This is a genomic window from Parafrigoribacterium mesophilum, assembly GCF_039652555.1.
GTDB lineage: Bacteria > Actinomycetota > Actinomycetes > Actinomycetales > Microbacteriaceae > Parafrigoribacterium > Parafrigoribacterium mesophilum.
In genome coordinates this window covers 86,216-112,589 of the sequence record NZ_JBDJAF010000001.1, presented here as the reverse complement: position 1 = coordinate 112,589, position 26,374 = coordinate 86,216, and the positions used below count along the sequence as shown (strand labels likewise).

General features: G+C 66.4%; 24 protein-coding genes. 23 read left to right on the top strand and 1 reads right to left on the bottom strand.

Translation table 11 applies throughout. The features are described 5' to 3' along the window. The 14 genes from hisF (at window position 1) to ABFX56_RS00475 (ending at window position 17,149) form a co-directional block, all read left to right on the top strand. A complete protein-coding gene (hisF, locus tag ABFX56_RS00540; protein ID WP_346231334.1) occupies window positions 1-765 on the top strand; it encodes an imidazole glycerol phosphate synthase subunit HisF in 765 nt (254 codons plus the stop codon). Window positions 766-771: 6 nt separating this feature from the next. After that, entirely contained in the window at window positions 772-1,137 is a 366-nt protein-coding gene (hisI, locus tag ABFX56_RS00535; protein WP_346231333.1) for a phosphoribosyl-AMP cyclohydrolase, read from the top strand. Beyond that, window positions 1,134-2,657, top strand: coding sequence for an anthranilate synthase component I (locus ABFX56_RS00530; RefSeq protein WP_346231332.1), 1,524 nt, complete (start codon window positions 1,134-1,136; stop codon window positions 2,655-2,657). Before hisI ends, ABFX56_RS00530 begins: the two co-directional genes overlap by 4 nt. Continuing rightward, window positions 2,657-3,244, top strand: coding sequence for a Trp biosynthesis-associated membrane protein (locus ABFX56_RS00525; RefSeq protein WP_346231331.1), 588 nt, complete (start codon window positions 2,657-2,659; stop codon window positions 3,242-3,244). Before ABFX56_RS00530 ends, ABFX56_RS00525 begins: the two co-directional genes overlap by 1 nt. Window positions 3,245-3,281: 37 nt before the next feature. Further along, the gene (locus ABFX56_RS00520) at window positions 3,282-3,515 is read left to right on the top strand and encodes a DUF6704 family protein (RefSeq protein ID WP_346231330.1); all 234 of its coding nucleotides are present in this window, start codon (window positions 3,282-3,284) and stop codon (window positions 3,513-3,515) included. A gap of 3 nt (window positions 3,516-3,518) precedes the next feature. After that, window positions 3,519-4,289, top strand: coding sequence for an indole-3-glycerol phosphate synthase TrpC (gene trpC, locus ABFX56_RS00515; protein ID WP_346231329.1), 771 nt, complete (start codon window positions 3,519-3,521; stop codon window positions 4,287-4,289). Further along, window positions 4,286-5,509 carry a tryptophan synthase subunit beta gene (gene trpB / locus ABFX56_RS00510; RefSeq protein WP_346231328.1) on the top strand — a complete coding sequence of 408 codons (1,224 nt, stop codon included), beginning with the start codon at window positions 4,286-4,288 and terminating at the stop codon, window positions 5,507-5,509. Before trpC ends, trpB begins: the two co-directional genes overlap by 4 nt. Further along, window positions 5,506-6,303, top strand: a complete 798-nt coding sequence (trpA, locus tag ABFX56_RS00505; RefSeq protein WP_346231327.1) for a tryptophan synthase subunit alpha — start codon at window positions 5,506-5,508, stop codon at window positions 6,301-6,303. The genes trpB and trpA overlap by 4 nt, the downstream gene beginning before the upstream one ends. A 37-nt stretch (window positions 6,304-6,340) precedes the next feature. Next, window positions 6,341-7,420 (top strand): prolipoprotein diacylglyceryl transferase, encoded by a 1,080-nt coding sequence (gene lgt, locus ABFX56_RS00500; protein WP_346231326.1) that lies wholly within the window; start codon window positions 6,341-6,343, stop codon window positions 7,418-7,420. A 130-nt stretch (window positions 7,421-7,550) separates the two neighbouring features. Continuing rightward, a complete protein-coding gene (gene gltB / locus ABFX56_RS00495) occupies window positions 7,551-12,152 on the top strand; it encodes a glutamate synthase large subunit (protein WP_346231325.1) in 4,602 nt (1,533 codons plus the stop codon). After that, window positions 12,145-13,599, top strand: a complete 1,455-nt coding sequence (locus ABFX56_RS00490) for a glutamate synthase subunit beta (protein ID WP_346231324.1) — start codon at window positions 12,145-12,147, stop codon at window positions 13,597-13,599. The genes gltB and ABFX56_RS00490 overlap by 8 nt, the downstream gene beginning before the upstream one ends. A 40-nt stretch (window positions 13,600-13,639) precedes the next feature. Beyond that, a complete protein-coding gene (gene pyk, locus ABFX56_RS00485) occupies window positions 13,640-15,094 on the top strand; it encodes a pyruvate kinase (RefSeq protein ID WP_346231323.1) in 1,455 nt (484 codons plus the stop codon). 204 nt (window positions 15,095-15,298) lie between these two features. Next, window positions 15,299-16,435, top strand: a complete 1,137-nt coding sequence (locus tag ABFX56_RS00480) for an XdhC family protein (protein WP_346231322.1) — start codon at window positions 15,299-15,301, stop codon at window positions 16,433-16,435. Between the two features lie 9 nt (window positions 16,436-16,444). Further along, on the top strand, window positions 16,445-17,149 hold the full coding sequence (locus tag ABFX56_RS00475) for an SRPBCC family protein (protein ID WP_346231321.1): 705 nt from the start codon (window positions 16,445-16,447) through the stop codon (window positions 17,147-17,149). Here the strand turns inward: ABFX56_RS00475 and ABFX56_RS00470 are convergent. Continuing rightward, entirely contained in the window at window positions 17,142-17,684 is a 543-nt protein-coding gene (locus ABFX56_RS00470; protein ID WP_346231320.1) for a hypothetical protein, read from the bottom strand. The two genes, ABFX56_RS00475 and ABFX56_RS00470, sit on opposite strands and share 8 nt — an antisense overlap. 108 nt (window positions 17,685-17,792) lie before the next feature. Between ABFX56_RS00470 and ABFX56_RS00465 the strand changes: the two genes are divergently transcribed. The 9 genes from ABFX56_RS00465 (at window position 17,793) to ABFX56_RS16255 (ending at window position 26,223) form a co-directional block, all read left to right on the top strand. Continuing rightward, a complete protein-coding gene (locus tag ABFX56_RS00465; RefSeq protein ID WP_346231319.1) occupies window positions 17,793-18,671 on the top strand; it encodes an FAD binding domain-containing protein in 879 nt (292 codons plus the stop codon). 5 nt (window positions 18,672-18,676) lie between these two features. After that, window positions 18,677-19,174, top strand: coding sequence for a (2Fe-2S)-binding protein (locus ABFX56_RS00460; protein WP_346231318.1), 498 nt, complete (start codon window positions 18,677-18,679; stop codon window positions 19,172-19,174). Then, entirely contained in the window at window positions 19,171-21,564 is a 2,394-nt protein-coding gene (locus ABFX56_RS00455) for an aerobic carbon-monoxide dehydrogenase large subunit (RefSeq protein ID WP_346231317.1), read from the top strand. Before ABFX56_RS00460 ends, ABFX56_RS00455 begins: the two co-directional genes overlap by 4 nt. Before the next feature lies 1 nt (window position 21,565). Further along, window positions 21,566-22,486, top strand: a complete 921-nt coding sequence (locus ABFX56_RS00450) for an XdhC family protein (protein WP_346231316.1) — start codon at window positions 21,566-21,568, stop codon at window positions 22,484-22,486. A gap of 69 nt (window positions 22,487-22,555) precedes the next feature. Further along, a complete protein-coding gene (locus tag ABFX56_RS00445) occupies window positions 22,556-23,476 on the top strand; it encodes an AAA family ATPase (RefSeq protein ID WP_346231315.1) in 921 nt (306 codons plus the stop codon). Next, a complete protein-coding gene (locus ABFX56_RS00440; RefSeq protein ID WP_346231314.1) occupies window positions 23,469-24,701 on the top strand; it encodes a vWA domain-containing protein in 1,233 nt (410 codons plus the stop codon). Before ABFX56_RS00445 ends, ABFX56_RS00440 begins: the two co-directional genes overlap by 8 nt. Before the next feature lie 142 nt (window positions 24,702-24,843). Then, window positions 24,844-25,641 (top strand): SDR family oxidoreductase, encoded by a 798-nt coding sequence (locus ABFX56_RS00435; protein WP_346231313.1) that lies wholly within the window; start codon window positions 24,844-24,846, stop codon window positions 25,639-25,641. A gap of 42 nt (window positions 25,642-25,683) precedes the next feature. Then, window positions 25,684-25,917 carry a hypothetical protein gene (locus ABFX56_RS00430; RefSeq protein ID WP_346231312.1) on the top strand — a complete coding sequence of 78 codons (234 nt, stop codon included), beginning with the start codon at window positions 25,684-25,686 and terminating at the stop codon, window positions 25,915-25,917. Beyond that, the gene (locus tag ABFX56_RS16255; RefSeq protein ID WP_428834376.1) at window positions 25,918-26,223 is read left to right on the top strand and encodes a PadR family transcriptional regulator; all 306 of its coding nucleotides are present in this window, start codon (window positions 25,918-25,920) and stop codon (window positions 26,221-26,223) included. Window positions 26,224-26,374 lie beyond the last annotated feature (151 nt).

Below are 26,374 nucleotides of genomic sequence, written 5' to 3'. Positions count from 1 at the left end.
GTGGACGTCGCAGTCAGGGTCATCCCGTGCCTGGACGTGGCCGCAGGCCGTGTCGTCAAGGGCGTCAACTTCCTGAACCTGAGGGACGCGGGAGATCCTGTCGCACTTGCCCGCCGCTACTACGAACAGGGCGCGGACGAAATCACTTTCCTCGACGTGACGGCCACCGTCGATGAACGCGCCACCACCTACGAGATGGTCACCGCCGCCGCCGAGCAGATTTTCATCCCGCTCACCGTTGGCGGAGGCGTCCGATCCGCCGACGACGTGGCGAAACTTCTGGCCTGCGGGGCGGACAAGGTCGGCGTGAACAGTGCGGCCATCGCCAGACCTGCCCTGATCGGCGAGATCGCCGCCCGGTTCGGGGCGCAGGTGCTCGTGCTGTCGCTCGATGTCAAACGGAAGGCAGGCGCCAGCGAGTCCGGCTTCATCGTCACCACCCACGGCGGGCGGGTGGACACCGACCTGGACGCGCTCGCCTGGGCGAGCGAGGCCATCGACCGCGGCGTCGGCGAACTGCTGGTCAACTCCATCGACGCCGATGGAACCAAGAACGGGTTCGACCTGGAACTGGTGACCGCCATGCGGCAACACAGCACCGTCCCGGTGATCGCCTCCGGCGGCGCCGGTTCGCTGGACCACTTCGCCCCGGCAGTGGCTGCCGGAGCCGACGCGGTGCTCGCGGCATCCGTGTTCCACAGTGGACAATTGACGGTAGGCGAGGTGAAGCACGTGCTGTCCGAGGCGGGCTTCACGACCAGGTAGGAGACCATGGACGGCATAACCGCGCTGAGCGAGGCGAGATTCGATGCCAAGGGGCTGATCCCCGCGATCATCCAGCAATGGGACACCGGCGAGGTGCTGATGCTCGGCTGGATGGATGCCGAGGCGTTGCGGCGCACTCTCACTTCCGGTCGCGTGACTTTCTGGTCCCGGTCTCGCCAGGAGTACTGGCGCAAGGGTGACACCTCAGGCAACGCCCAGTACGTGCGCTCGGCGGCACTGGACTGCGACAGCGACGCGCTGCTTGTGTCGGTCGATCAGGTCGGGGTGGCCTGCCACACCGGCGCACGCTCCTGCTTCGACGTCGGACCGATCACCGACGTGGTGACCGGCACGCGCGAGAGCGACGCATGAGCAACGGGACCACGACGCGGCAGCAGTTCGCCGGGCTCCAGGATGGCCACAAGGTCGTCCCGGTGATCCGGGAACTCTTCGCCGACGGTGAAACACCGGTGGGCATCTACCGCAAACTCGCCGCCGGGCGGCCGGGCACATTCCTGCTGGAGTCCGCCGAACAGGGCGGAATCTGGTCCCGGTACTCGTTCATCGGAGTCTCATCGTTCGGAGTGCTCACTCAAACCGGCGACGATGCCACCTGGCAGGACTACGGCCTGTCGGCCGAGCGCGCCCTCGGCCCGGATGCTCCCACCGCCCCGCTGCGAGCCACCGAACAGCTGTACTCCCGCTGGGCCACCCCGCGCATCCCTGGCCATCCGCCGCTCACCGGCGGTCTGGTCGGGTTCATCGGCTGGGAGGCGATCCGGCAAATCGAAAACCTCCCGGACCAACCCCCGGCCGACTTCTCAATCCCAGGGCAGGCACTCAGTTTCGTGCGCGAACTGGTTGTCGTCGACCACCGCACCGGCTCCGTGCTCCTCATCGCGACGGCGCTGAACGACGGCGCACAGACAGAAGACGAGCAGTGGACGGACGCACAGGGCCGCCTCGATGAGCTGCAGGCCGGCCTTGCCCGGCCGGCGGAGGCCTTTCTGGCGCACGTCGACCTTGACACGCCGGTGACCGCGACACCCCGGATCACTCCGGATGCCTTCCGCACCTCCGTGGCACGTGCGAAGGAGCACATCACCGCAGGCGACGTGTTCCAGGTGGTCATCTCGCAACGATTCGACCACGAGGTCACCGCCGCCCCGATCGACGTATACCGGGTGCTGCGCACCGTGAACCCGAGCCCGTACATGTATCTGCTGTCCCTCCAGGATCCCAACGGGGAACCGTACTGGATCATCGGATCCTCGCCAGAAGCGCTGGTAAAGGTGGAGAACCGCCGGGTCTACATGCATCCGATTGCGGGCTCAAAGCCGCGCGGCGCCTCCCCGGAGGCGGATATCGCATTGTCGGACAGTCTGCTGCACGACGAGAAGGAACGCGCGGAACACCTCATGCTCGTCGACCTGGCCCGCAACGACCTCCTGAAGGTGTGCCGGCCGGGATCCGTGGAGGTCACCGAATTCATGCGCGTGGAACGCTTCAGCCACATCATGCACCTCGTGTCGTCTGTCGAAGGCGACCTGAAGGAAGACTCGGGCTCCCTCGACATCTTCAGGGCCACCTTCCCGGCCGGAACCCTCTCGGGCGCGCCGAAACCGCGGGCGCTCGAGATCATCGACGAGCTCGAGGCTGCGCAGCGCGGGGCCTACGGCGGCGTGGTCGGCTACTTCGGATTCTCCGGCGACCTCGACCTGGCGATCTCGATCCGCACCACGACGATTTCCCGCGGAATCGCCAGGGTGCAGGCCGGTGCTGGTGTCGTGGCGGACTCCGACCCCGACTCCGAGCAGCAGGAGACGCGGAACAAGGCGGCAGCACCGCTTCGGGCCGTGGCGGTCGCCAATTCCCTGCGGCGGGTGAACTGATGTCTCCACGCCGGATCAAGACGGCGTCCATCGTCGTCGGGCTCGCACTCAGCGTGCTGGCACTCATCTCCTGGACCCAGCCCTGGTTCACCCTCAGGCTGGCCGGCGAGAACTCCGCCACGCACTCCATCACAGCAGGCGGAGACGCCGCCGCACCCGGGCTGCCCGCGCTGACTCTCGCCGCTCTCGCACTGATCGGCGCACTCACCCTCGCTGGAACATTCTTCCGCCGCGTCCTCGGAGTGCTCGAGGTGCTGATCGGCCTCAGCATCGTGCTGGCGGCGGCAGTAGCGCTGGCCGACCCGGTCACCGCGTCGGCCAAACTGGTGACCAAGGCAACCGGCGTGAGTGGAGAGGCCTCCGTGGCCGCTCTGGTCGCCACCGTCGGGCAGACACCGTGGCCCTGGATCGCGGCGACACTCGGTGTGCTGATCGCCGTCCTCGGCGTGGTGCTTCTGGCGGTCGGACGCCGGTGGCCGGACTCCTCCCGCAGGTTCCAGTCGGGTGCGCCGGTGCAGGACTCCTCCGGCGGCACGGCCACCGACTGGGACTCGCTTTCCGGGGGAACAGATCCGACCTCACGCTAGACTTTGAGCAGACCATTCAGAGCGACCCTGGAGTGATATGAGCAGTGCAGACATCGAAGATCCCGGCCACGGCAACTCGCCCGCGGCATGGATCGCAGTGGCCATCATGCTGGTCGCGGTGATCGTCGGCACCATCGCCTTCCGTTGGTCGATCGTCTGGCTGGTGTGGGCGTCAGCCATCCTGGCGTTGCTCGGCTTGATCACCGGCTGGATCCTCAAGCGGCTCGGCTACGGGGTCGGCGGCGGCAAATGGACCCAGAAAGTCCACTGACCGTTGCTCCGTGACCTGGTAGCCGGAGCCGCTCACGACGCTGCCACGCGGCGTGAACACCGCGGTTACGCCGAGGTGGAAGCGGCCGCGGTCGCCCGCACACCGGCCCTCGACCCCCTTGACGCGCTCGCCCCCGCCGATCGGGTGAAGATCATCGCCGAGATCAAACGGGCCAGCCCCTCCCGCGGTCCGCTGGCTGACATCGCCGATCCGGCAGCCCTGGCCGTGTCATACCAGAACGGCGGCGCCAGCGCGATCAGCGTACTCACCGACGCCCGCAACTTCGGCGGATCCCTCGCCGACCTGGAACTGGTGCGTGACTCGGTGTCACTGCCGCTGCTACGCAAAGACTTCATCTCCGAGCCGTACCAGGTGTTGGAGGCTCGCGCTGCCGGCGCCGACCTCGTGCTCCTCATCGTCGCGGCGTTGGACCAGACCACACTCGCCGAGCTGTACACCCTCACCACCGACTTTGGCATGAACGCTCTGCTGGAGACCCACAGCGCCGACGAAATCGACCGGGCGCTGCAGATCGGCGCGGGAATCATCGGGGTCAACGCGCGCAACCTGAACACCTTCGAACTGGATCAGGATCTGTTCGCCAGCCTCGCCGACCACATCCCGTCCGGGGTCATCCGGGTGGCGGAGTCAGCGGTGAAATCCGCGGAAGACGTCGCCCATTACCGCCGCGCCGGAGCCGATGTCGTGCTCGTCGGCGAGGCCCTCGTCACGGGAGATCCCGTGCTGACACTTGCGGGGTTCCTGGCAGTATGACCGAGCCCACCTCACTGCGCAGCGCCGCAGGTCCCTACTTCGGCCAGTACGGCGGCCGATTCGTGCCTGAGTCGCTCATCGCGGCGCTGGACGAGTTGACCATCGCCTACCAGGAGGCCAAGGTGGACCCGGCGTTCCAAGCCGAACTGTCCAACCTGCACGTCTCCTATACCGGCCGGCCATCGCCGATCACCGAAGTGCCCAGATTCGCCCAACACGCCGGCGGTGCCCGCGTGTTCCTCAAACGGGAAGACCTCAACCACACTGGCAGCCACAAAATCAACAATGTGCTCGGCCAGGCCCTGCTCACCCGACGGATCGGCAAGACCCGGGTAATTGCCGAGACCGGCGCCGGACAGCACGGCGTCGCCACCGCCACCGCCGCCGCCCTGTTCGGCATGGAATGCACCATCTACATGGGTGAGGTCGATACAGAGCGCCAGGCGCTCAACGTCGCCAGGATGCGACTGCTCGGCGCCCAAGTAGTGCCGGTGACGGCCGGGTCGCGGACCCTCAAAGACGCCATCAACGAGGCCATGCGCGACTGGGTCACCAACGTAGCGACGACCAATTACATCTTTGGCACCGTGGCCGGACCGCATCCGTTCCCCGCGATGGTGCGCGACTTCCAGAAGATCATCGGCGAAGAAGCCCGGGAGCAGATGCTCGCGGCCACCGGCGCGCTGCCCGACGCCGTCGCCGCGTGCGTCGGAGGCGGCTCCAATGCCATCGGGATCTTCGACGCGTTCCTCGACGACGCCTCGGTCGCGCTCTATGGCTTCGAGGCGGCCGGCGACGGCGTGGACACGCCACGACACGCCGCCACCATCAGCATGGGCCGGCCCGGCGTGCTGCACGGCGCCCGCAGTTATCTGCTTCAGGACGACGACGGCCAGACCGTCGAATCGCACTCCATTTCTGCCGGTCTTGACTACCCTGGCGTTGGTCCGGAGCACGCCTGGCTTGCCGATATCGGCAGGGCAAGCTACCTGCCGATCACCGACGCGGCCGCCATGGACGCACTGCGGCTGCTGTCCCGCACGGAGGGCATTATCCCGGCGATCGAGTCAGCGCACGCGTTGGCGGGCGTGCTCGGGCTGGGCGCAACGCTGGGGCCCTCAGCGACCATCCTGGTCAACCTCAGCGGGCGCGGCGACAAAGACATGGAAACCGCAGGGCGCTACTTCGATATTCTCGACGCGAACGCGTTGCAATCGTGACCGCCGGCACGAGCCGGGTCGCCGCCGCCATCGCCGCCCGCAAGAAGGATGCCGCCGGCGCGCTCGTCGCCTACCTGCCGGTGGGCTTCCCCGACCTTCCCGCGAGCATCGACGCCGCCGTCGCCGTCGTCGAGGCCGGCGTGGACATACTCGAGCTCGGGCTGCCGTACTCGGACCCGGTGATGGACGGACCGGTCATCCAGGCTGCTACCGGTGCGGCACTGGCCGGCGGATTCCGGGTGCGCCACGCCTTCGACGCCGTCGCGGCGATCCGCGCCAGGGTGGATGTTCCGGTTCTGCTTATGACGTACTGGAACCCCGTGCTGCAATTCGGTGTCGACGAGTTCGCCGATCGTCTCGCGGATGCCGGAGGAGCCGGCCTGATCACCCCCGACCTGATTCCGGATGAAGGGGCAGCGTGGATCGCCGCCTCGCAACGCACCGGACTGGACCGGGTTTTTCTGGCCGCGCCATCCTCCTCCGACGCCAGACTCGCCCAGGCGGTGTCCGCGAGCCGCGGCTTCGTCTACGCCGTGTCGACCATGGGGATCACCGGCGCCCGAGCCGACGTCGACTCCGCGGCACGCGCCCTGGTCACCCGGCTGCGCACCGCCGGAGCGACCAGCACCTGCGTCGGTCTGGGCATCTCTAGTGCCCAGCAGGTGCGGGAAGTTCTGGAGTACGCGGACGGCGCCATCGTCGGTTCCGCCCTGGTGAAAGCCCTCGCCGACGGGGGAGTGGCCGGGGTCGCTCGCACAGCGAACGCGCTCGCGAGCGGGACTAGGCTGAACTAGTTTTGCAATCCTTGCCCCATGAAAGGCGTGCTTCCCGTTGTTGCCCCTGAACTTGTTGAATCTGGGCTCGTTGAACCTGAGCATCCCCAGCCCCGACTACGCGTGGCAAGTGTTCAATCTCGGCCAGTGGCTTCGTGACATCGGACTCACCTGGTTCGGATTCAACGTCAACATCCACACGTACGCGCTGTGCATTCTCGTCGGCATCGTGGCTGCAGGAATCGTCACCGGCTACCGCCTGAAACAGCGCGGGGCGGAGGCGTTGGTGGTCGTCGACGTCATGCTCTGGGCTGTGCCGCTCGGCATCATCGGCGGACGCATCTTTCACGTGATCACCCACCCCGACGACTACTTCTACGCCGGCGCGAATCTGCTGAAGACGCTGTACATCTGGGAAGGTGGCATGGCGATCTTCGGCGCCTTGATCCTCGGCGGCGTCGGTGCCTTCATTGGCTGCCGGATGTCTGGACTACGGTTCACCGCGTTCGCCGACGCCGTCGCACCGGCGCTGCTCCTCGCCCAGGCATTCGGTAGATTCGGCAACTATTTCAACCACGAACTGTTCGGACTGCCCACCAACCTGCCTTGGGGTCTTCAGATCGAATCGACGAACCCGGCGTTTCCCGCCGGCCTGCCGGACGGAACCCTGTTCCACCCGACGTTCCTCTATGAGATCCTCTGGAATCTACTGGGGATCGTGGTGCTGCTGGCCATCGAACGCAAGTGGCGCCGCATCCGTGAGGTGCGCGCGGACGGGAAGACCGTCACCCGCTTCGCACCGACGGCGTGGCGACTGCAGTGGGGCAGGATGCTCGGCCTCTACCTGATCTGGTACGGGCTGGGTCGCAGCTACCTGGAATCGATCCGCGTCGACCCGAGCGAGATCTTCTTCGGCATCCGCACCAACATCTGGGCAGCATTCGCCGCGATCCTGCTCGGCCTGATCGTCCTCGTGGTCCAAGGCCGGCGTCATCCCGGACTCGAACCAAGTCCCTACCTGCTGGGTCATGAGTGGCTCCCCGATCGTGTTGTACACTCTGAGAACTACTATTCGGACGCGGATGATGACGGTGAAGGCGCCGGTCCCTCGAAAACCACCGTTGCCGCGAATAGGTAAGTAGCCAGAAAGACACGCCACAAGCGACGCTGGCAGAAAGTTCGCCGCTCTACCGCCATTCTGCTGACGGCAGGCAGCTTCCGGGCCGCTGATGTCCCACAAGCAACATCATGGTGAGGACGGTTCTTGCATGGCACTTTCGGCACGCGGCAATTCAGCGCAGTCGCAATCAGCACTGGCGCGGTTCAGCGCCATCCCGGAGGCCACCGGCCTGTACGATCCCGCCAAGGAGCACGACGCGTGCGGCCTGGCTATGGTCGCCACCTTGCGCGGCACCCCTGGTCACGACATCATCACCGCGGCGCTCACCGCACTGCGCAGCCTCGAGCACCGCGGCGCATTCGGCTCCGACGCGGGCAGCGGCGACGGAGCGGGCATCGTCACCCAGGTTCCGGATGCCTTCTTCCGCGCGGTGACAACGTTCGACCTTCCGAAGGCTGGCACTTACGCCGTCGGCACCGCGTTCCTTCCGAACGAGGCCGACGAGCGAGAGCAGATCAAGGCATCGGTGGGCTCACTCGCTGCCGAAGAAGGCCTGACCGTACTCGGCTGGCGTCAACTGCCGATCGACCCGTCCCAGATCGGCGTTCTGGCCGCTGGCGTGATGCCGGTGTTCGAGCAGCTGTTCCTCGCCGCAACCGCGGTGACGCCGACCGGGCCGCAACAGCGCCTGGAACTGGACCGGCGCGCGTTCCGACTGCGCAAACGTGCCGAGCGTGAACTCACCGTCTACTTCCCGTCGCTGTCGTGTCGCACCCTGGTGTACAAGGGCATGGTCACAGCGCCGCAGCTGGAGCCGTTCTATCCGGACCTCTCGGACGAACGGTTCGCCTCCAGGGTGGCCATCGTCCACTCCCGCTACTCGACGAACACGTTCCCGTCCTGGCCGCTGGCCCAACCGTTCCGCCTTATTTCGCACAACGGCGAGATCAACACCGTGCAGGGCAACCGCAACTGGATGCGCGCCAGACAGACTCAGTTGGAGTCCGAACTGATCGGCGAGATCTCGCCCATCCTGCCGATCATCACCCCGGGCGGAAGCGACTCGGCGTCGTTCGATGAGGTGGTCGAACTGCTCAGCCTCTCCGGCCGGTCACTGCCGCACGCGGTGATGATGATGGTCCCGGAGGCGTGGGAGAAGCAGACCGACTCCGACCCGGCACGGCGGGCGTTCTACGAATACCACTCGATGCTGATGGAGCCGTGGGACGGTCCCGCAGCGCTGCTGTTCACCGACGGCACCCTCGCCGGCGCGACCCTGGACCGCAATGGGCTGCGGCCCGGCCGATTCCTGGTCACCGACGATGGTCTCGTGGTGGTCGCCAGCGAAACCGGAGTGCTCGACATCGATCCAAGCCGAGTGGTCAGGCGCGGGAGGCTGCGGCCGGGGAAGATGTTCCTCGTCGACACTGAAGCGGGACGGCTCATCGAGGACGACGAGCTCAAGTCATCGTTGGCGGCGGCAGCACCGTGGGGGCAATGGCTCGAAGAAAACCGCATCAACCTCAAAGACCTTCCCGACCGGGAACACATCGTCCACACGCCCGCGTCGGTGGTGCGGCGCCAGCGCACCTTCGGATACACCGAGGAAGAACTCGGAGTGATCCTCGCGCCGATGGCGCAGAACGGTGCCGAGCCGATCGGGGCAATGGGCACCGACACGCCGATTGCCGTGCTCGCCACCCGCCCGCGACTGCTGTTCGACTACTTCACCCAGCAGTTCGCACAGGTCACGAACCCGCCGCTGGACAGCATCCGCGAGTCCATCGTCACCTCGCTCGGTGTCGGGCTGGGTCCGGAACGCAACCTGCTCACCGCCACCCCGGAACACGCGCAGCAGGTGATCCTGGACTTCCCCGTGATCGACAACGACGAGTTGTCCAAGATCCACCACATCGACTACCGGCCTGGCAACCACACCACCACGACGATCCGCGGCCTGTACCGCTTCGATGAGGGACCGCTCGCGTTGCAGAACCGGCTCGCCGCGATCTGCGGCGAGGTGGATGACGCCATCGAGGCGGGAGCACTGTACATCGTGTTGTCCGACCGCGACTCCAACAAAGACCTTGCACCGATCCCTTCGCTGCTGTTACTGGCCACCGTGCATCACCACCTGATCCGCCGCGAAAACCGACTCAAGGTCGGCTTGATCGTGGAGGCCGGCGACGTGCGCGAAGTGCACCACGTCGCATTGCTGGTCGGCTACGGAGCCTCGGCGATCAACCCGTATCTAGCGATGGAAAGCGCCGAGGATCTGGTGCGCCGCGGCGTGATCACTGGCATCACGCCGGAGCAGGCGGTGACGAACTTGATCAAAGCGCTCGGCAAGGGTGTGCTGAAGACGATGTCGAAGATGGGCATCTCGGTGGTGTCGTCTTACGCTGGAGCCCAGGCATTCGAGGCTGTCGGACTGAGCCAGGACTTCGTCGACACCTACTTCACCGGCACCACGAGCCGCCTCGGCGGAGTGGGCATCGAGGTGATCGCCGCAGAGAACCTGGCCAGGCACCGCAGCGCCTACCCGGACGAACCTGCGGTGACAGCCCACGAACGACTCACCATGGGCGGGGAATACCAGTGGCGCCGCGACGGCGCACCGCACCTATTCAACCCCGATACGGTGTTCCGTCTGCAGCATTCCACCAGAACGCGCCGTTATGACATTTTCCGGCAGTACACCAAGCTGATCGACGACCAGTCCGAGGCGCTGATGACGATGCGTGGCCTGTTCGGGTTCCGGGCCGGACTGCGGCCTCCCGTTCCGATCGAGGAGGTCGAGCCGGTCGCCGCGATCGTGAAGCGGTTCTCAACCGGGGCGATGAGCTATGGGTCGATCAGCATGGAGGCGCATGAGAACCTCGCCATCGCGATGAACAGCATGGGGGCCAGGAGCAACACCGGCGAGGGCGGCGAGGACGTCGAGCGGCTGCTGGACCCGACGCGGTGCAGCGCCATCAAACAGGTCGCGTCGGCACGTTTCGGCGTCACGAGCATGTACCTGACCCACGCCAGCGACATCCAGATCAAAATCGCCCAGGGCGCCAAGCCCGGCGAGGGCGGCCAACTGCCCTCCGCGAAGGTGTACCCCTGGATCGCGCGCACCCGGCACGCCACCGCCGGCGTCGGCCTGATCAGTCCGCCACCGCATCACGACGTGTATTCGATCGAAGATCTGAAACAACTCATCTTCGACCTGAAGCGCGCCAACCCCTCGGCCCGCATCCACGTCAAGCTGGTCAGTCAATCCGGGATCGGCGCGGTGGCCACCGGCGTCGCCAAAGCGCTGGCCGACGTCGTCCTCGTTTCCGGACACGACGGCGGCACCGGCGCCAGCCCGTTGAGCTCGCTGAAACACGCCGGCACGCCATGGGAACTCGGGCTCGCCGAGACGCAGCAAACCCTGATGCTCAACGGGATGCGGGAACGCGTCGTCGTTCAGGTCGACGGGCAGCTGAAGACCGGACGCGACGTCGTCGTGGCCGCGCTGCTCGGCGCCGAGGAATTCGGCTTCGCCACCGCCCCGCTGATCGTGTCCGGCTGTGTGATGATGCGCAAGTGCCACCTGGACACCTGCCCAGTGGGCGTAGCGACGCAGAATCCGGTGCTGCGGTCCCGCTTCACCGGCAAGCCCGAGTTCGTGGTCAATTTCTTCGAGTTCCTTGCCGAGGAGGTGCGGGAACATCTCGCCGCCCTGGGCTTCCGGTCCATCGACGAGGCGGTAGGCCGGCATGAGGTGCTCGAGGTCAACAGGGCCATCACGCACTGGAAGACCGACGGTTTGGACCTCAGCCCAATCCTGGTGGGCCCCGACTTTGCCGACGATGCGCCACGGCATCACCGCATTTCCCAACAGCACGAGTTGGCCACCCACTACGACGTGGCCCTGATCGGCTCCAGCGAGCAGGCGCTGACCGACGGTACGCCGGTGCACATCGCCCTGCCGATCCGTAACACGGACCGTGCCGTCGGCACGATGCTCGGCCACGAGATCACCGCCCGCTACGGCGAGAATGGCCTGCCGACCGGCACCATCGACATCACCACCACCGGGTCGGCCGGGCAGTCGTACGGCGCGTTCCTCCCGTCTGGTGTCAGCCTGCACCTCGAGGGAGACGGCAACGACTACCTCGGCAAGGGGTTGTCCGGCGGAGAAATCACCGTGCGGCCCGACCGCCGCAGCGTGTTCGCGGCCGAACGCAACGTTATCGCCGGCAACGTGATTGGCTACGGAGCCACCCAGGGCAGCATGTTCATCCGCGGAATCGTCGGCGAACGGTTCCTGGTGCGCAATTCCGGCGCTACCGCCGTCGTCGAGGGGGTAGGCGACCACGCGCTCGAGTACATGACCGGCGGTCTCGCCCTGATCCTGGGTGCGACCGGGCGGAACCTGGGAGCCGGGATGTCCGGCGGCACTGCCTACGTGTACAAGCTTCGCAAGGATCGGGTCAACCGGGAAGCGTTGGCCTCGGGAGAGTTGTCCCTGCTTCCGCTGGGCAGCGCCGACGCCGAAATCGTCACCGACTTGCTGGTCCGCCATCGCACCGAGACCGGGTCCGCGCTGGCGGACCGGATGCTCTCCGACGTTCAGGACACGATCGCCAGCTTCGTCAAGGTGCTGCCCAGAGACTACGCGGCGGTACTCCAGACCAGGGCAACGGCGATCGAAGAAGGCCTGGATCCCGACGGCGATGTCGTCTGGGGACGGATTATGGAGGCAACCCGTGGCTGACCCGAGGGGATTCCTGAAGACGACCCAGCGTGAGCTTCCGGCGCATCGTCCGGTGGACTTGCGGCTGATGGACTGGAAAGAGGTGTCCGAGGCTGGAGACGTGGCCACGCTGCGCAGGCAAGCGAGCCGCTGCATGGACTGCGGCATCCCGTTCTGCCACCAGGGTTGCCCACTGGGCAACCTGATACCGGAATGGAACGACCTGGTACGCCGCGGCGAGGACCGCGAGGCCAGCGAACGCCTGCACATGACGAACAACTTCCCGGAGTTCACCGGGCGGCTGTGTCCTGCACCGTGCGAGACCGCGTGCGTGCTGGGCATCAATCAACCAGCGGTGACCATCAAACTCGTCGAAGAATCGATAGTGAACACGGCATGGGAAAACGGCTGGCTGCCGCCGATGCCACCAGAGCGGCTCACCGGCAAGACCGTCGCCATCGTGGGCTCGGGCCCCGGCGGGCTGGCCGCTGCCCAGCAGCTGACTCGGGCCGGGCACACCGTCGTCGTGTTCGAGCGCGACGATCGCATCGGCGGACTGGTCAGGTACGGCATCCCCGACTTCAAGCTGGAGAAGAAGGTCATCGAGCCTCGGCTCGAGCAGATGCGTGCGGAGGGCACCCGGTTCCGCACCGGGGTCAACGTGGGCGTCGACATCAGCTGGGCCGACTTGCGCGCCAGATACGACGCCGTCGTCATCGCGACCGGCGCCTTGGCGCCCCGCGACCTGCCGATCCCTGGACGGAGCCTGTCCGGCGTGCACTTCGCCATGGACTACTTGGTGCAGCAGAACCGGGTCGGTGCCGGCGACGCTGTCGAGGACCAGATCACCGCACGGCACAAGAACGTGATCGTACTTGGCGGCGGTGACACCGGATCTGACTGCGTCGGAACCGCACTGCGGCAGCGCGCCAGGAAAGTGACCTCGCTGGCCATCGGCCGCCGGCCGCCGGCCGAGCGTTCCTCGCTTCAGCCGTGGCCGATGCATCCGACGCTGTTCGAGGTCTCCAGCTCCCACGAAGAAGGCGGCGAACGCACCTACTTGGCGTCCACCGTCGAGTTCGTACCCGGTGAGGATGGTGAGGTGCGGGCGCTGAAGGTGGCCGAAACCGAATACCGGGACGGCGCCCGCCTACCCAAGCCGGGCACGGAGCGTGAGATCCCCGCCGACCTCGTGCTGCTGGCGCTCGGTTTCACCGGCACCGACAGCGCCGGGATCCAGGAGCAACTCGGGCTCGCCCTCGATGGCGGCGTTGTCGCGCGGGACGACGACTTCCAAAGTGCCATCCCCGGCGTGTTCGTGACCGGTGATGCGGGTCGCGGTCAATCGCTCATTGTCTGGGCGATCGCCGAGGGACGGTCCACGGCCGCCGCCGTAGACCGGTACCTTGAAGGGGAGACGCTGTTGCCAGCGCCCGTGCGGCCCAAGGATCGCCCCATCGCGTACTGACCGCATCGCACCACCGAATACCAGCTACGTGAAGGAATACATGAGACGCGCCAAAATCGTCGCCACCCTCGGCCCGGCAACCTCGAGCTACGAAAACATCCGAGCCATCATCGACGCCGGCGTGGATGTTGCCAGGATGAACCTCAGCCACGGCAGCTATGCCGTGCACGAGGAGGTGTACGCGAACGTACGACGCGCCGCCAAGGAATCGGGCCGCGCGGTGGCGGTGCTCGTCGACCTGCAGGGTCCGAAGATCCGACTGGGCAAGTTCGAGGGCGGCCCGTACGACCTCGCCACCGGCGACGTGTTCAAGATCACCACCGAAGACATCCTCGGCACCCGCGAGATCTCCTCGACTACCTACAAGGGACTGCCCGGTGACGTGAAGCCGGGGGACCCGCTGCTCATCGACGACGGCAAAGTCACGCTGCGGGTCACCGAGACCGACGGCACCGTCGTCACGACGGTGGTCGAGGTCCCCGGCGCGGTCTCCAACAACAAGGGCATCAACCTGCCCGGGGTGGCCGTGAACGTACCGGCGCTTTCCGAGAAGGATGAGGCCGACCTGCGCTGGGGGTTGAAGCTCGGTGCTGACTTCATCGCCCTGTCGTTCGTGCGCAACGCCGACGATATCGTGCGTGTGCACGAGATCATGGCGGAAGAGGGCAGGAAGGTCCCGGTGATCGCGAAGATCGAGAAGCCGCAGGCGGTGGACAACCTTGAGGCCATCATCGACGCGTTCGACGCGATCATGGTGGCCCGGGGCGACCTGGGCGTCGAACTGCCGCTGGAGGCGGTGCCGATCGTGCAGAAGCACGCGGTCGAGATCGCCCGCCGAATGGCGAAGCCGGTGATCGTCGCCACCCAGATGCTCGAATCGATGATCTCCAGCCCGCGTCCGACCCGTGCAGAGACCTCTGACGTCGCCAACGCGGTACTGGACGGTGCCGATGCCGTGATGCTGAGCGGGGAAACCAGCGTCGGGGAGTTCCCGGTGGTCACGGTGCAGACGATGGCGCGGATCATCGAATCGACCGAGAGTCACGGTCTCGAACGCATCCCGGCTCTGGGCACGAAGCCGCGCACTCAGGGTGGCGCGGTGACCCTGGCCGCCGCGGAGGTGGCGGTGTTCGTCGACGCGAGGTATCTGGTCGTGTTCACCGAGTCCGGCGATTCGGTGCGGCGGATGTCGCGGCTGCGCTCCAACATCCCGCTCATCGCGCTGACTCCGGAGGACGCCGTGCGGCGCCGGATGGCATTGGTATGGGGAGTGCAGACCTACCTGGTCGAGCGGGTCACCAACACCGATAAGATCTTCAAGCTCGTGGACGATGTGTTCCTCGGCCACCACCTCGTGGAGACCGGAGAAAAGGTGATGGTTGTCGCCGGGTTCCCGCCGGGCACCTCAGGCTCCACCAACGACATGCGCGTCTACCACGTCGGCGACGCACACAACGGCATCGCCCCGGCGTACCGGGAAGCGGCGGCTCGCTAGCTGCCCGGCCAACGATGCCTTTTCGGACGAGACACCCCGCCGCGGCGGCGCCTCTCGTCCGAAAGGGCATCACTCAGCCGCTGACGAGCACGCGCACGCAGTGAGACTGAGTATGCTCCCATAACAGGCGGCATTGTGGTGAAGGGCGGCATTGTGGCCGCGCACGTGCTTTCCGCGGTGCGGAACTAGTGGAGTTGACTGCCAATGCGTGAGGTACTGGGCGAACTGCTGGAGTCCTGGCAGACCGGGCAGACCGTCGGGATGGGCACCGTCGTGCACACGATCCGTTCGGCACCCAGGCCGCCAGGGGCCTCAATGCTCGTCACCGAGGACGGCACCGTCGCCGGGTCGGTATCAGGGGGTTGCGTCGAGGGCGCCCTGTACGAACTGTGCCAGGAGGTGGCCGCCTCCGGTGTGCCGGTGTTGCAACGGTACGGCTTCAGTGACGACGACGCGTTCGCCGTCGGTTTGACTTGCGGCGGCATCATCGATGTCTTCGTCGAGCCGCTGTCCCGAACGCGGTTCCCGGAACTCGATGCCGTCGCCTCCGACATCGCGGCGGGAAGGCCCGTTGCCCTGGCTACGGTCATCGAACATCCGGATGCTGCCTGGCTCGGCAGACGGATCATCGTCCGCCCCGACTCTGCGACCGGATCTCTCGGGCTGGCTCGCGCGGACGCCGCGGTGATCGACGACGCCCGTGGACTGCTCGCCGCCGGTACGACGGCCGTCGTCACCTACGGCGCCGAGGGACAGCGGATGGACACCGGCATGCGCGTTTTCGTGTCGTCGTTTCAACCGAAGCCGCGGATGATCGTCTTCGGCGCCATCGATTTCGCCGCGGCCGTCGCGCGCCAAGGCGCGTTTTTAGGATTCCACGTGACCGTGTGCGACGCGCGGCCGGTCTTCGCGACCAAGGCGCGGTTCCCGGATGCCGACGAGGTCGTCGTCTCGTGGCCGCACCACTACCTGAAGACCCAGATCGACGAAGGCAGAATCGACTCCAGAACGGCGATCTGCGTGCTCACGCACGACCCGAAGTTCGACGTGCCCGTGCTTGACCTCGCCCTCCGGCTCGACGGCCCCGATCGGCCGGCCTACATCGGTGCCATGGGCTCGAGGAAGACCCACGAAGACCGTCTCGTCCGACTCAAAGAAGCCGGGCTCGCCGACGAGGAATTGTCCAGGCTGACCAGTCCGATCGGACTCGACCTCGGCGGCAGAACCCCCGAAGAGACCGCGGTGTCCGTGGTGGCTGAGATCATCGCACTGCGCTGGGGCGGCACTCACGGCCGTCTCACTGAGACCGACCGTCGGGTACACCAGGGTCTGGACAACTAGGAGAGCCTCATGAAACTGAACCACAAGTTCGTCGTCCCGGCGGCTTTCGACGTCGCCTGGGCCGCCTTCAACGATCTGGACGGTCTTGTGCCGTGTGTGCCGGGTGCCAGCCTGGTCTCCGCAGAGGGTGACAGCTTCGCCGGGGAGGTCAAGGTCAAACTCGGACCGATATCGATGACGTATAGCGGAACAGGCACCTTCATCGAACGCGACAAGGCAGCGGGCCGCATGGTGGTCGAGGCCAAAGGCAAAGACAAACGCGGCAACGGTACCGCCGGCGCAACGGTGATCGCCCAGATGACTCCAGAGGGCACCGGAACCGCGGTGGAGGTCACGACGGATCTCGCCGTCACGGGCAAGCCGGCTCAGTTCGGGCGTGGTGTCATCCAGGATGTCAGCGACAAACTGCTCGGCCAATTCGTGGACTGCATTTCCGCGAAACTGAGCCCGGCTACCGCCGCGCCGGTCGCCGATGATGTCACGCCGGCCGAGGCTCCGACCCAGCCCGCGACATCCGTGACGGAAGCCCCAGCACCGCGGGTCCCGGTCCAGAACCCGGTAGCCACGCGCCAACCAGGGTCCGCCGGGGCGGAGGCGGCAGAACTCAACCTGCTGTCGACGGTGATGCCGGTACTGGTACGCCGCTACGCGCCGCCGGTGATCATCGCCATCGTGGTCATCGCCGGTGTGTGGGTGTGGGTCGCCACTAGATGACCATCGCCGCCATGGCGGCGATCATGCTTCCGGAGCACATGATGTGGAAGGCCCCACTGCGCCTGTCCCTGTGCTGTCTGGGCAACGTGAGGACGGCGGTGCACCCTGCCCAGGCGAGCAGCGTCAGCCACACCATGAGCCCGCCCGGCATCGCTGCGTGAACTCCGACCCCGCCGGTGCTGCCAACGGGTGTCGCAACGCCCAGCCGCTGCAGGCCGCCATTCTCCGGCACGAGAAGCATGGTTACCGCCATGAAGACGAGGTCGACGACCGTCACCGCAGTCGCCGTTCTCCGCCACTGTTCGATGCGCCGGCGCGTCACGCACCTGCCGATGATGGATGCCGCCACGACGAGGAGCGCCAGTAGCACCATCAACGCGGCACCGGCCAGCGTCGAAAATCCAGGCACGACCATGACGCCGATCATGGCGGCGGCCGTCCCGGCGACCCCCAGAGTGAGCACGGGAGCACGATCGGGGTTCCCGACGGATGCGGCGACGGCGAGTCCCAGGAAGAGTACGGCAACGAACGTCATCGGCACCGCCTTTCCCCACGGCGATATTGACATTGGCTTCGCCGCAGGACAAGACTTGAGCACAATCAGGGTTATTGGCTTGTCGAACGCCTCAGCGAGGAGGCAATTGTGCAAATCCCGGCTCCATTCGATTACGCCCGCGCAACTGACGTCAACAACGCGATCGCGTTGCTTGAGCGCCACGGTCCGGAATCTCGCATCGTCGCAGGCGGGCACAGCCTCCTGCCGATGATGAAGCTCAGGCTGGCTCAGCCGGAATGTCTCGTCGACATCAACGAGCTGTCCGAGCTTGACTTCATTCTCCGCGAGGGGAACGTGCTGCGCATCGGTGCGATGACCAGGCACACGTCACTACTGGAGTCGGCCGAGATCGCCGGCCTGTTCCCGATCGTCACCGACGCCGAACGAGTGATTGCCGACCCGGTGGTGCGCAACCGCGGAACCATCGGCGGGTCGCTGTGCCAGGGAGACCCGGCCGAGGACCTGACGACGGTCTGCGACGTGCTGCGGGCGCAGATCGTGATCAGAGGTGCGGGCGGCGACCGCGTTCTGCCGATCAGTGAGTTTCACAAGGGGCCGTACGAGACGGCGGTGGAGCAGAACGAGTTGCTCTATGAGGTACGGATCCCGATTCCGGACCGTTCCGGAAGTGCGTACGAGAAGGTCGAACGTCGTGCGGGGGACTGGGCTGTGGTGGCAGCCGGCGCGGCCGTCACGCTCGGGTCGGACGGCACCGTCGACGACGTCGCCATCGGCCTCACGGCGGTCAACCTCGACGGGACGGTCGCAGAGGCTGAGGCAGTGCTCCGCGGCAAGGCGCCGACCGAGGAGTTGTTCGCCGAGGCCGGCCGGGTTGCGGCGCTCGCCTGCCGGCCGGTGTCCGACCAGCGCGGACCGGTCGACTACAAGAGGCATCTGGCGGACGAACTCACCCGCAGAGTCCTGCGACGTGCGACTGCACGCGCATCCGAAGCACAGGAAGGCTGAGGACGATGCAGATCAGCATGACGGTCAATGGCGAGCAGATCACCCGCGAGATCGAACCTCGGGTGCTCCTCGTGCACTTCATCCGCGAGAATCTCGGCCTGACCGGCACTCACTGGGGGTGCGACACCTCCAACTGCGGCACCTGTGTCGTGCTCATGGACGGCCAGCCGGTGAAGTCGTGCACGGTACTCGCCGCGATGGCTGACGGGCACGAGATCCGCACGGTGGAGGGCCTCGCCAACGGTGGCGTTCTCGACCCGGTGCAGCAGGGCTTCATGGAGGAACACGGACTCCAGTGCGGCTTCTGCACCCCGGGCATGATGCTCACCTCCCGTGCGCTGCTCGACAAGAACCCGCACCCGAGTGAGGCCGAGATCCGCGAGGCCATCTCCGGGCAGATGTGCCGCTGCACCGGGTATGCGACCATCGTGCGTTCCGTTCAATGGGTTTCCAAGCATCCGGAGGGCATCGCAACGATCGCCGAGGAAGAGGTACCGGCATGACCATCATCCAAGACCGGCCGAGCAATCCGGCGGCAGACAACGCACAGCGCCCAATTGGCTACGGCCGCCTCCAGCGTAAGGAAGACCCTCGCTTCGTGCGCGGGCAGGGTCACTACGTCGATGACTTCGTGTTGCCGGGTATGTTGCACGGAGCCATCCTTCGAGCCCCGATGGCTCACGCCCGGCTCGTTTCCATTGACACAAGCGCCGCGCTGGCCCATCCCGGAGTCAAGGCGGTCATCACCGGCAAGGATCTTGAAGCACTGAACCTCGCCTGGGCGCCGACGCTCTCCGCCGACGTGCAGGCCGTGCTGGTCACCGACAAGGTGAGGTTCCAGGGTCAGGAAGTCGCGTTCGTCGTGGCGGAGGACCGGTACGCGGCTCGCGACGCGCTCGAATTGATCGACGTCGAGTACGACATGTTGCCGCCGCTCACCAACGCCCGCAAGGCATTGGATGCTGACGCGCCGGTGATTCGCGATGAGATCGAAGGCAAGACCGACAACCACATTTTCGATTGGGAGGCGGGGGACAAGGCCGAGACCGACGCGGTGTTCGCTGCGGCCGATGTCGTCGTGGCCCAAGACATGGTTTATCCCCGGGTGCATCCCGCACCCATGGAGACCTGTGGCGCACTGGCCGACTTCAACGCGGTCACCGGGCAGTTGACCCTGTACGAGACGTCACAGGCACCGCACGCCCACCGCACTCTCTTCGCACTGGTCGCCGGCATCCCTGAGCACAAGATCCACATCATCTCGCCCGACATCGGCGGTGGCTTCGGCAACAAGGTCGGCATCTACCCCGGCTACATCCTTGCCGTGGTCGGCTCCATCGTCACCGGCAAACCCGTGAAATGGGTTGAGGATCGTTCCGAGAATCTCATGTCGACATCGTTCGCCAGGGACTACATCATGCACGGCGAGATCGCGGCCACCAAGGACGGCAGGATTCTCGCGGTGAGGTCCAGCGTGCTCGCCGACCACGGCGCCTTCAATGCCACGGCGCAGCCGTCGAAGTACCCGGCAGGCTTCTTCCACATTTTCACCGGAAGCTATGACCTGCAGGCGGCCTACTGCGACGTGACCGGCGTGTACACCAACAAGGCTCCTGGCGGCGTGGCGTACGCCTGCTCGTTCCGGGTCACCGAGGCGGTGTATCTGGTCGAACGGATGGTGGACATCCTGGCCAGGAAACTCGAGATGGATCCCGCCGAACTCAGGCTGAAGAACTTCATCAAACCCGAACAGTTCCCCTACGCCAACAAGACCGGCTGGGAGTACGACTCCGGCGACTACGGAAGGGCGATGCGGCTGTCGATGGAACTCGCCGGCTACGACGAACTGCGGCGCGAGCAGAAAGAGAAGCGCGCACGCGGCGAGGTCATGGGTATCGGCATCTCGTTCTTCACCGAGACGGTCGGAGCCGGCCCCCGCAAACACATGGACATCGTGGGACTCGGGATGGCCGACGGCGCCGAGCTGCGCATCCACCCGACGGGCAAGGCCGTCGTGCGCATCTCCGTACAGTCACAGGGGCAGGGACACGAGACGACGTTCGCGCAGATCGTCGCGGAAGAACTGGGCATTCCACCGGAGGACATCCAGGTGGTTCACGGCGACACGGACCAGACGCCGTTCGGGCTCGGCACCTACGGCAGCCGTTCCACACCGGTCAGCGGAGGGGCCGTGGCGCTCGTTGCCCGCAAGGTGCGGGAGAAGGCGAAGTTCATCGCGGCGGCCATGCTCGAGACCCGCGCAGAGGATCTGGAATGGGAGAAGGGCCGCTGGTTCGTCAAAGGCGATCCGAGCATGGGCAAGACCATCTCCGAGATCTCCATGGGCGCGCACGGCACCGTGGCGTTACCGGAGGGCATCGACGGGAACCTCGATGCCGAAGTAACGTACGACCCGCCGAACCTGACCTTCCCGTTCGGCGCCTACATCTGCGTCGTGGACATCGATCCGGGAACGGGGCACGTCAAGGTGCGTCGGTTCATCGCCGTGGACGATTGCGGCACACGGATCAATCCGATGATCATCGAGGGCCAGGTTCATGGCGGCCTCACCGACGGCGTCGGGATGGCGCTCATGCAGATGATCGACTTCGATGAGGACGGCAACTGCCTCGGCGGCTCGTTCATGGACTACCTGATCCCCACCGCGATGGAGGTACCGGACTGGGAGACCGGCTACACCGTCACTCCCTCGCCGCACCACCCCATCGGAGCGAAGGGGATCGGGGAGTCGGCCACGGTCGGGTCCCCGCCGGCAATCGTCAACGCCATCGTCGACGCCCTGGCGCCATACGGCATCACCCACATGGACATGCCGTGCACTCCGGCCAGAGTCTGGGAGGCCATGCAGGGCCGGCCGACCCCGCCTTATTGATATGCCACTGGGCACAATCTCATCGGCGGGAGAAGACCTGACGGCCAAAGCTCAGGAACTTGCCGGACGCCGGGAACCGTTTGTCCGTGCCACGGTGGTGCGCGCCCAGCGTCCGACGAGCGCCCAAGCGGGGGATGTGGCTCTGGTGCTCGCCAGCGGCGAGATCGACGGTTTCGTCGGCGGCAACTGCGTCGAGGCATCCGTGCGGGAGTACGCCATCAAGACGTTGTCGTCACGAGAACCGCTGCTGCTTCGCGTTTCACCAGGGGAGCCGTCCCACGTCCACGAGGAGGGCGCCATCGAAGTCTCGAATCCTTGCGTCAGTGGAGGGGCCATCGAAATATTCCTAGAACCGCATATACCTGCGCCCCGGGTACTGGTCGTCGGCAGGACGCCGATCGCGCGCGCGCTGGTGGCGCTGGGGGCAGTTCTCGGCATGGACATGGAACCGGCGGAGGGCGTCACTGTCGCACCCGGTGCCGAGGATGCCGCGGTCATCGTGGCGTCGCATGGCTGGGAGGAGGAGCCGGCCATCGAGGCAGCGGTACGGGCCGGCGTGCCGTATGTGGCACTGGTTGCCAGTCAGGTGCGCGGGGCGGCGGTGCTGGCCTCCCTCGACCTCACCGATGAGCAGCGGTCCAGCGTGCACTGCCCCGCGGGAATCGACCTGGGTGCGCGCACTCCGGCGGAGATCGCGCTCTCGATCCTGGCGCAGTTGATCGCCGAGCGTGCCGATCACACGCGCGAAGAACCTGGCACGGCGGCGGTGGAGACGGCCACCGATCCGGTCTGCGGGATGTCCGTCGTGGCCATGGAGTCGTCCTTGCACGTTGAGCACGATGGCCGGACGGTGTACTTCTGTTCGTCCGGCTGCCGTGCCGCCTTCCTCGCAGATCCGCAGCGCTATGCCGCCGCGTCGTAAATACGGCACCGGGTGGTCGTCATCGATCCCGGCCGAGCGGCAATCGATGATCGAACCGGGGAGCGCATCATGAGCGTTCCGACTCGAGCCGGTGCGGAAGATGGTGTGCTCCGGCTTGTGCCGGATGTCGACTCTCTCATGGCGGCGCTCAACGGCGACGACTACCTGGCCGACCTGGGATTGGCGACGGCGCTGTTCCTCGCCGTGCGGTTGCCGCAGCCGATCCTGCTTGAGGGCGAGCCGGGCGTCGGCAAGACCGAGGCGGCTAAGGCATTGGCGCGGGTTCTGGACACGCCGCTGTACCGGCTGCAATGCTACGAGGGGATTGACTCAGCCGAGGCCCTGTACGAGTGGAACTATCCACGCCAACTGCTCGGCATTCGCCTGGCGGAAGCCAGGAACGTCGATCTGGATGAGAAGCAACTCTTCGGACCGGACTACTTGCTGCGCCGGCCTCTGCTTCAGGCGATCGAGCACCCCGGCCCGCGCCCTGCCGTGTTGCTCCTCGATGAGATCGACCGTGCCGATGCGGAGTTCGAGGCGTTCACGTTCGAACTGCTGGCCGAGGCCTCGGTGACGATTCCCGAACTTGGAACGATCAAGGCCACCCATCCGCCCATCGTCATTCTCACCTCCAACCGCACGCGCGATCTGCACGATGCCCTCACGAGGCGCTGTCTGTACCACTGGATCGACTACCCGGGCCCGGAACGCATCGCCGAGATCGTGCGCCGCCGGGTGCCGAACAGTGCGGGTCGGATCGCGCTGGAGGCGGCCTCCGCCGTCACGCGGCTGCGCTCCCTGGACATGGCGAAGCCGCCCGGCATCGCGGAGGCCATTGATTGGGTATCGGCGCTGACGGTGCTCGGTGTCGACCGACTCGACGAGGCCACGGTCGACCAGACCTGGGGTTCAGTCCTGAAGAACCGCGACGACCTCGATCTCGCCTCCTCCCGCGGGGCTGCGTGGTTGGTCGGCGAGCGTGGCTGAAGATGTCACAGGCGTCGAGGCTGCTGCCCTGACCGCGGCGTTCACCACGGCGCTGCGTCGGGCGGGCGTGGCGGTGTCCCCGGATAGCGCGGCGCGTCTGGCCGACGCGTTTCGGCTCGTCCCACCGCACGGCCGCAGTGCGCTGTACTGGGCATGCCGTGTGGTACTTGTGTCGTCGCGGGAACAGCTCTCCGTCTTCGACGCCGTCTTCTCGGCGGTGTTCGACGGCATGCTTGATCCCGCTGACAGCCGAGGCGATACCAGCGCGCCGCCGGCGGTCGGCTCCGAGGAGCGAACGAGGGCAGCGCCGCCGGACCGCCGCCCGAGCGACGCGGAGCAGGGTGAGCCGAAGCTCCTGCCTCCTATGCCCGCCCCCGGTGGCGACGACGATGCGGACGACGGGCCTGGCCGGGAGCGTGAGGCGATCCTCGCGGTTGCCTCTCCCGACGAGCATCTGCACGAGGCGTCGTTCGCCGACCTCAGCCCCGACGAGGTGTCCCAGATGCGGCATCTGGTCCGCGAGATCGTCTTGTCCACGCCGCAGCGACTCAGCCGGCGCACCACAACATCCCGGCGCAATAACGCCCCGCTCGATCTGCGTCGCACCGTTCGTGCGGCGCACCGCACCAGCGGCGACCCGCTCCGGCTCGTCTACGCGCGCCGCCGCCTCCGCCCGCGCCGGCTCATTCTGCTCTGCGATGTCTCCGGGTCCATGGAGCCGTATACCCGGATCTTCCTGTCACTGTTGCAGGGCGCCGTTACCGGAGCTCAGGCCGAGGCGTTCGTGTTCTCGACCCGGCTGACCAGACTCACGCGGCAGTTGGCGTTGCGGGAACCGGACCAGGCCTTGGCTCGCGCCGCAGCGAACACCCCGGATTGGGCCGGCGGCACACGTCTGGCCGAGGCGATTCGGCGGTTCATCGACGAGCACGGCCGGCGGGGTCTCGCGCGCGGGGCCGTCGTCGTGATCCTCTCCGACGGCTGGGCACACGACGATCCCGCGGAGGTTGGTGTCCAGATGGCGCGTCTGAAGCGACTGGCGTATCGCATCGTCTGGGTGAACCCACGGAAGGTGGCGTTGAACTACGAGCCGCTAGTGGGCGGCATGGCCGCGGCGCTGCCGTACTGCGACGCCTTCGTCAGCGGGCACAGTTACCTCGCCCTCGCGGAGGTGGCCGCCGCCATCCGTGCCGAGCGCACCGGCGACGCGAGGCCCGCGCGCTAGCCGCCCCGGGCGATGCCTTTCCGGACGAGTCACCCCACCGCGCCGGGGTCTCTCGTCCGGAAGGGCATCGCTCACCTGCACGCTTGCTGCAATCTTCACCCGATCCATTGCGAAGAAGCCGCGCTCGGGTGACCATCGACGTATGGAGTTCGCACCGGTCACCGCGATCGTCACCGGTTCGGACTCCGGCATCGGGCGCGCCACCGCTGTGGCTCTGGCCGAGGCGGGAATGGATGTCGGGATCACCTGGCACTCCGATGAGGTCGGCGCCGAGAAAACAGCCGATGAAGTGCGCAGCCACGGACGCCGCGCCGTTGTCGCCAGGCTGGATACGACCGAGCTTCCGCAGTGCGGTGACGTGATCGACTCCCTCGCTGAGGACCTCGGCGGAGTGGATGTCTTCGTCAACAACGCAGGCACCGGCGCCAACGTTCCATTGCTCGAGCTCGGCTACGACCAGTGGCGACACATCGTGGCGGCCGACCTCGACGGCGCGTTCGTGTGTATCCAGCGGGCGGCCAGGCGCATGGTCGACGCTGGGCGAGGTGGACGGATCATCGCCGTCACCAGCGTGCACGAACACCAGCCGAAGATCGGGTCCAGCGCCTACGATGCCGCCAAGCATGGGCTCGGCGGCCTGATCAAAACCGTCGCCATCGAACTCGGCGAACATGGCATCACCGCGAATTCCGTCGCCCCTGGTGCGATCGCCACGCCGATGAGCGGTCTGACGGATGTCGACCCCCGGCAGATCCACCGGCCCGGTGTGCCGCTCGGCCGGCCGGGCGACGCCCGTGAGATCGCGGCCGTAATCGCCTTTCTCGCGTCACCGGAGTCCAGCTATGTGACCGGAGCATCCTGGGTCGTCGACGGCGGGATGCTGCAGATGGGGCCGCAGGCGGGCGCGAACCTCGAGAACGACGACTGGCGGCGAGGCTGAAACATGCACTTGACGATCACACAACAAAGGAGGAACTGATCGATGGCTGACATGATGGACGACGAGGACAACCCCATGCTGAACAAACCGTCTCAGGCCGAGGGCGACGCCGGTGACAGCGATGCGCCGGGCGACGTGCCGGACGACGACCTGGACGACGACCTTCTCGATGACGACGATGACGACGATCTCGATGACGACGATGATCTCGACGACGACGACGATGACGACGATGACGAGCTAGACGATCTGGACGACGATCTCGACGATCTCTGAGTGTCGGCGTTGACCGGCTTCCCACATCGGCGCTGCGAGTTCACCGATGCCGCTGCGCTCACCGATGGCGGCATGAAGCTCCAAGCCGGGACGCTCTACGCAGCGCTTGACCGCTTGCGGACCGCCGGCCTCGTCGAGGTCTCGTCTGAGGACGTGGTCCAGGGGCGACTTCGACGTTCTTTCGCTCTGACCCAGAAGGGTAAGACGAGCCTCGCCGCAGAAGCGGAACGTCGGCGATCCGGGGCTGTGGCCGCCCTGCGCAGACTCGGAGTGAGCACACCGAGGGCAAGAGGGGTTGAGGCATGAAAAACTAGAACGTCAATACCGGGCCAGCTTGCGTTGGTATCCCGGCAGATGGCGTAAACGGCACGGGGAAGCGCTGCTCGAGACACTTCTTGCCGGTGCGGAGGCGGCAGGTAGGATTCGACCGACGCGCTGGGAGAAGTTGGACCTCGTT

What these genes read in the sequence shown, in the direction of transcription:
- ABFX56_RS00430 (WP_346231312.1), top strand. Translation starts at nt 25,684, where the DNA reads ATGGCTGACATGATGGACGACGAGGACAACCCCATGCTGAACAAACCG.
- trpB (WP_346231328.1), top strand. Translation starts at nt 4,286, where the DNA reads ATGACCGAGCCCACCTCACTGCGCAGCGCCGCAGGTCCCTACTTCGGC.
- ABFX56_RS00450 (WP_346231316.1), top strand. Translation starts at nt 21,566, where the DNA reads ATGCCACTGGGCACAATCTCATCGGCGGGAGAAGACCTGACGGCCAAA.
- ABFX56_RS00445 (WP_346231315.1), top strand. Translation starts at nt 22,556, where the DNA reads ATGAGCGTTCCGACTCGAGCCGGTGCGGAAGATGGTGTGCTCCGGCTT.
- ABFX56_RS00455 (WP_346231317.1), top strand. Translation starts at nt 19,171, where the DNA reads ATGACCATCATCCAAGACCGGCCGAGCAATCCGGCGGCAGACAACGCA.
- ABFX56_RS00460 (WP_346231318.1), top strand. Translation starts at nt 18,677, where the DNA reads ATGCAGATCAGCATGACGGTCAATGGCGAGCAGATCACCCGCGAGATC.
- ABFX56_RS00530 (WP_346231332.1), top strand. Translation starts at nt 1,134, where the DNA reads ATGAGCAACGGGACCACGACGCGGCAGCAGTTCGCCGGGCTCCAGGAT.
- pyk (WP_346231323.1), top strand. Translation starts at nt 13,640, where the DNA reads ATGAGACGCGCCAAAATCGTCGCCACCCTCGGCCCGGCAACCTCGAGC.
- ABFX56_RS00525 (WP_346231331.1), top strand. Translation starts at nt 2,657, where the DNA reads ATGTCTCCACGCCGGATCAAGACGGCGTCCATCGTCGTCGGGCTCGCA.
- ABFX56_RS00520 (WP_346231330.1), top strand. Translation starts at nt 3,282, where the DNA reads ATGAGCAGTGCAGACATCGAAGATCCCGGCCACGGCAACTCGCCCGCG.
- ABFX56_RS00435 (WP_346231313.1), top strand. Translation starts at nt 24,844, where the DNA reads ATGGAGTTCGCACCGGTCACCGCGATCGTCACCGGTTCGGACTCCGGC.
- ABFX56_RS00470 (WP_346231320.1), bottom strand. Translation starts at nt 17,684, where the DNA reads ATGACGTTCGTTGCCGTACTCTTCCTGGGACTCGCCGTCGCCGCATCC.
- ABFX56_RS00475 (WP_346231321.1), top strand. Translation starts at nt 16,445, where the DNA reads ATGAAACTGAACCACAAGTTCGTCGTCCCGGCGGCTTTCGACGTCGCC.
- gltB (WP_346231325.1), top strand. Translation starts at nt 7,551, where the DNA reads ATGGCACTTTCGGCACGCGGCAATTCAGCGCAGTCGCAATCAGCACTG.
- ABFX56_RS00480 (WP_346231322.1), top strand. Translation starts at nt 15,299, where the DNA reads ATGCGTGAGGTACTGGGCGAACTGCTGGAGTCCTGGCAGACCGGGCAG.
- hisI (WP_346231333.1), top strand. Translation starts at nt 772, where the DNA reads ATGGACGGCATAACCGCGCTGAGCGAGGCGAGATTCGATGCCAAGGGG.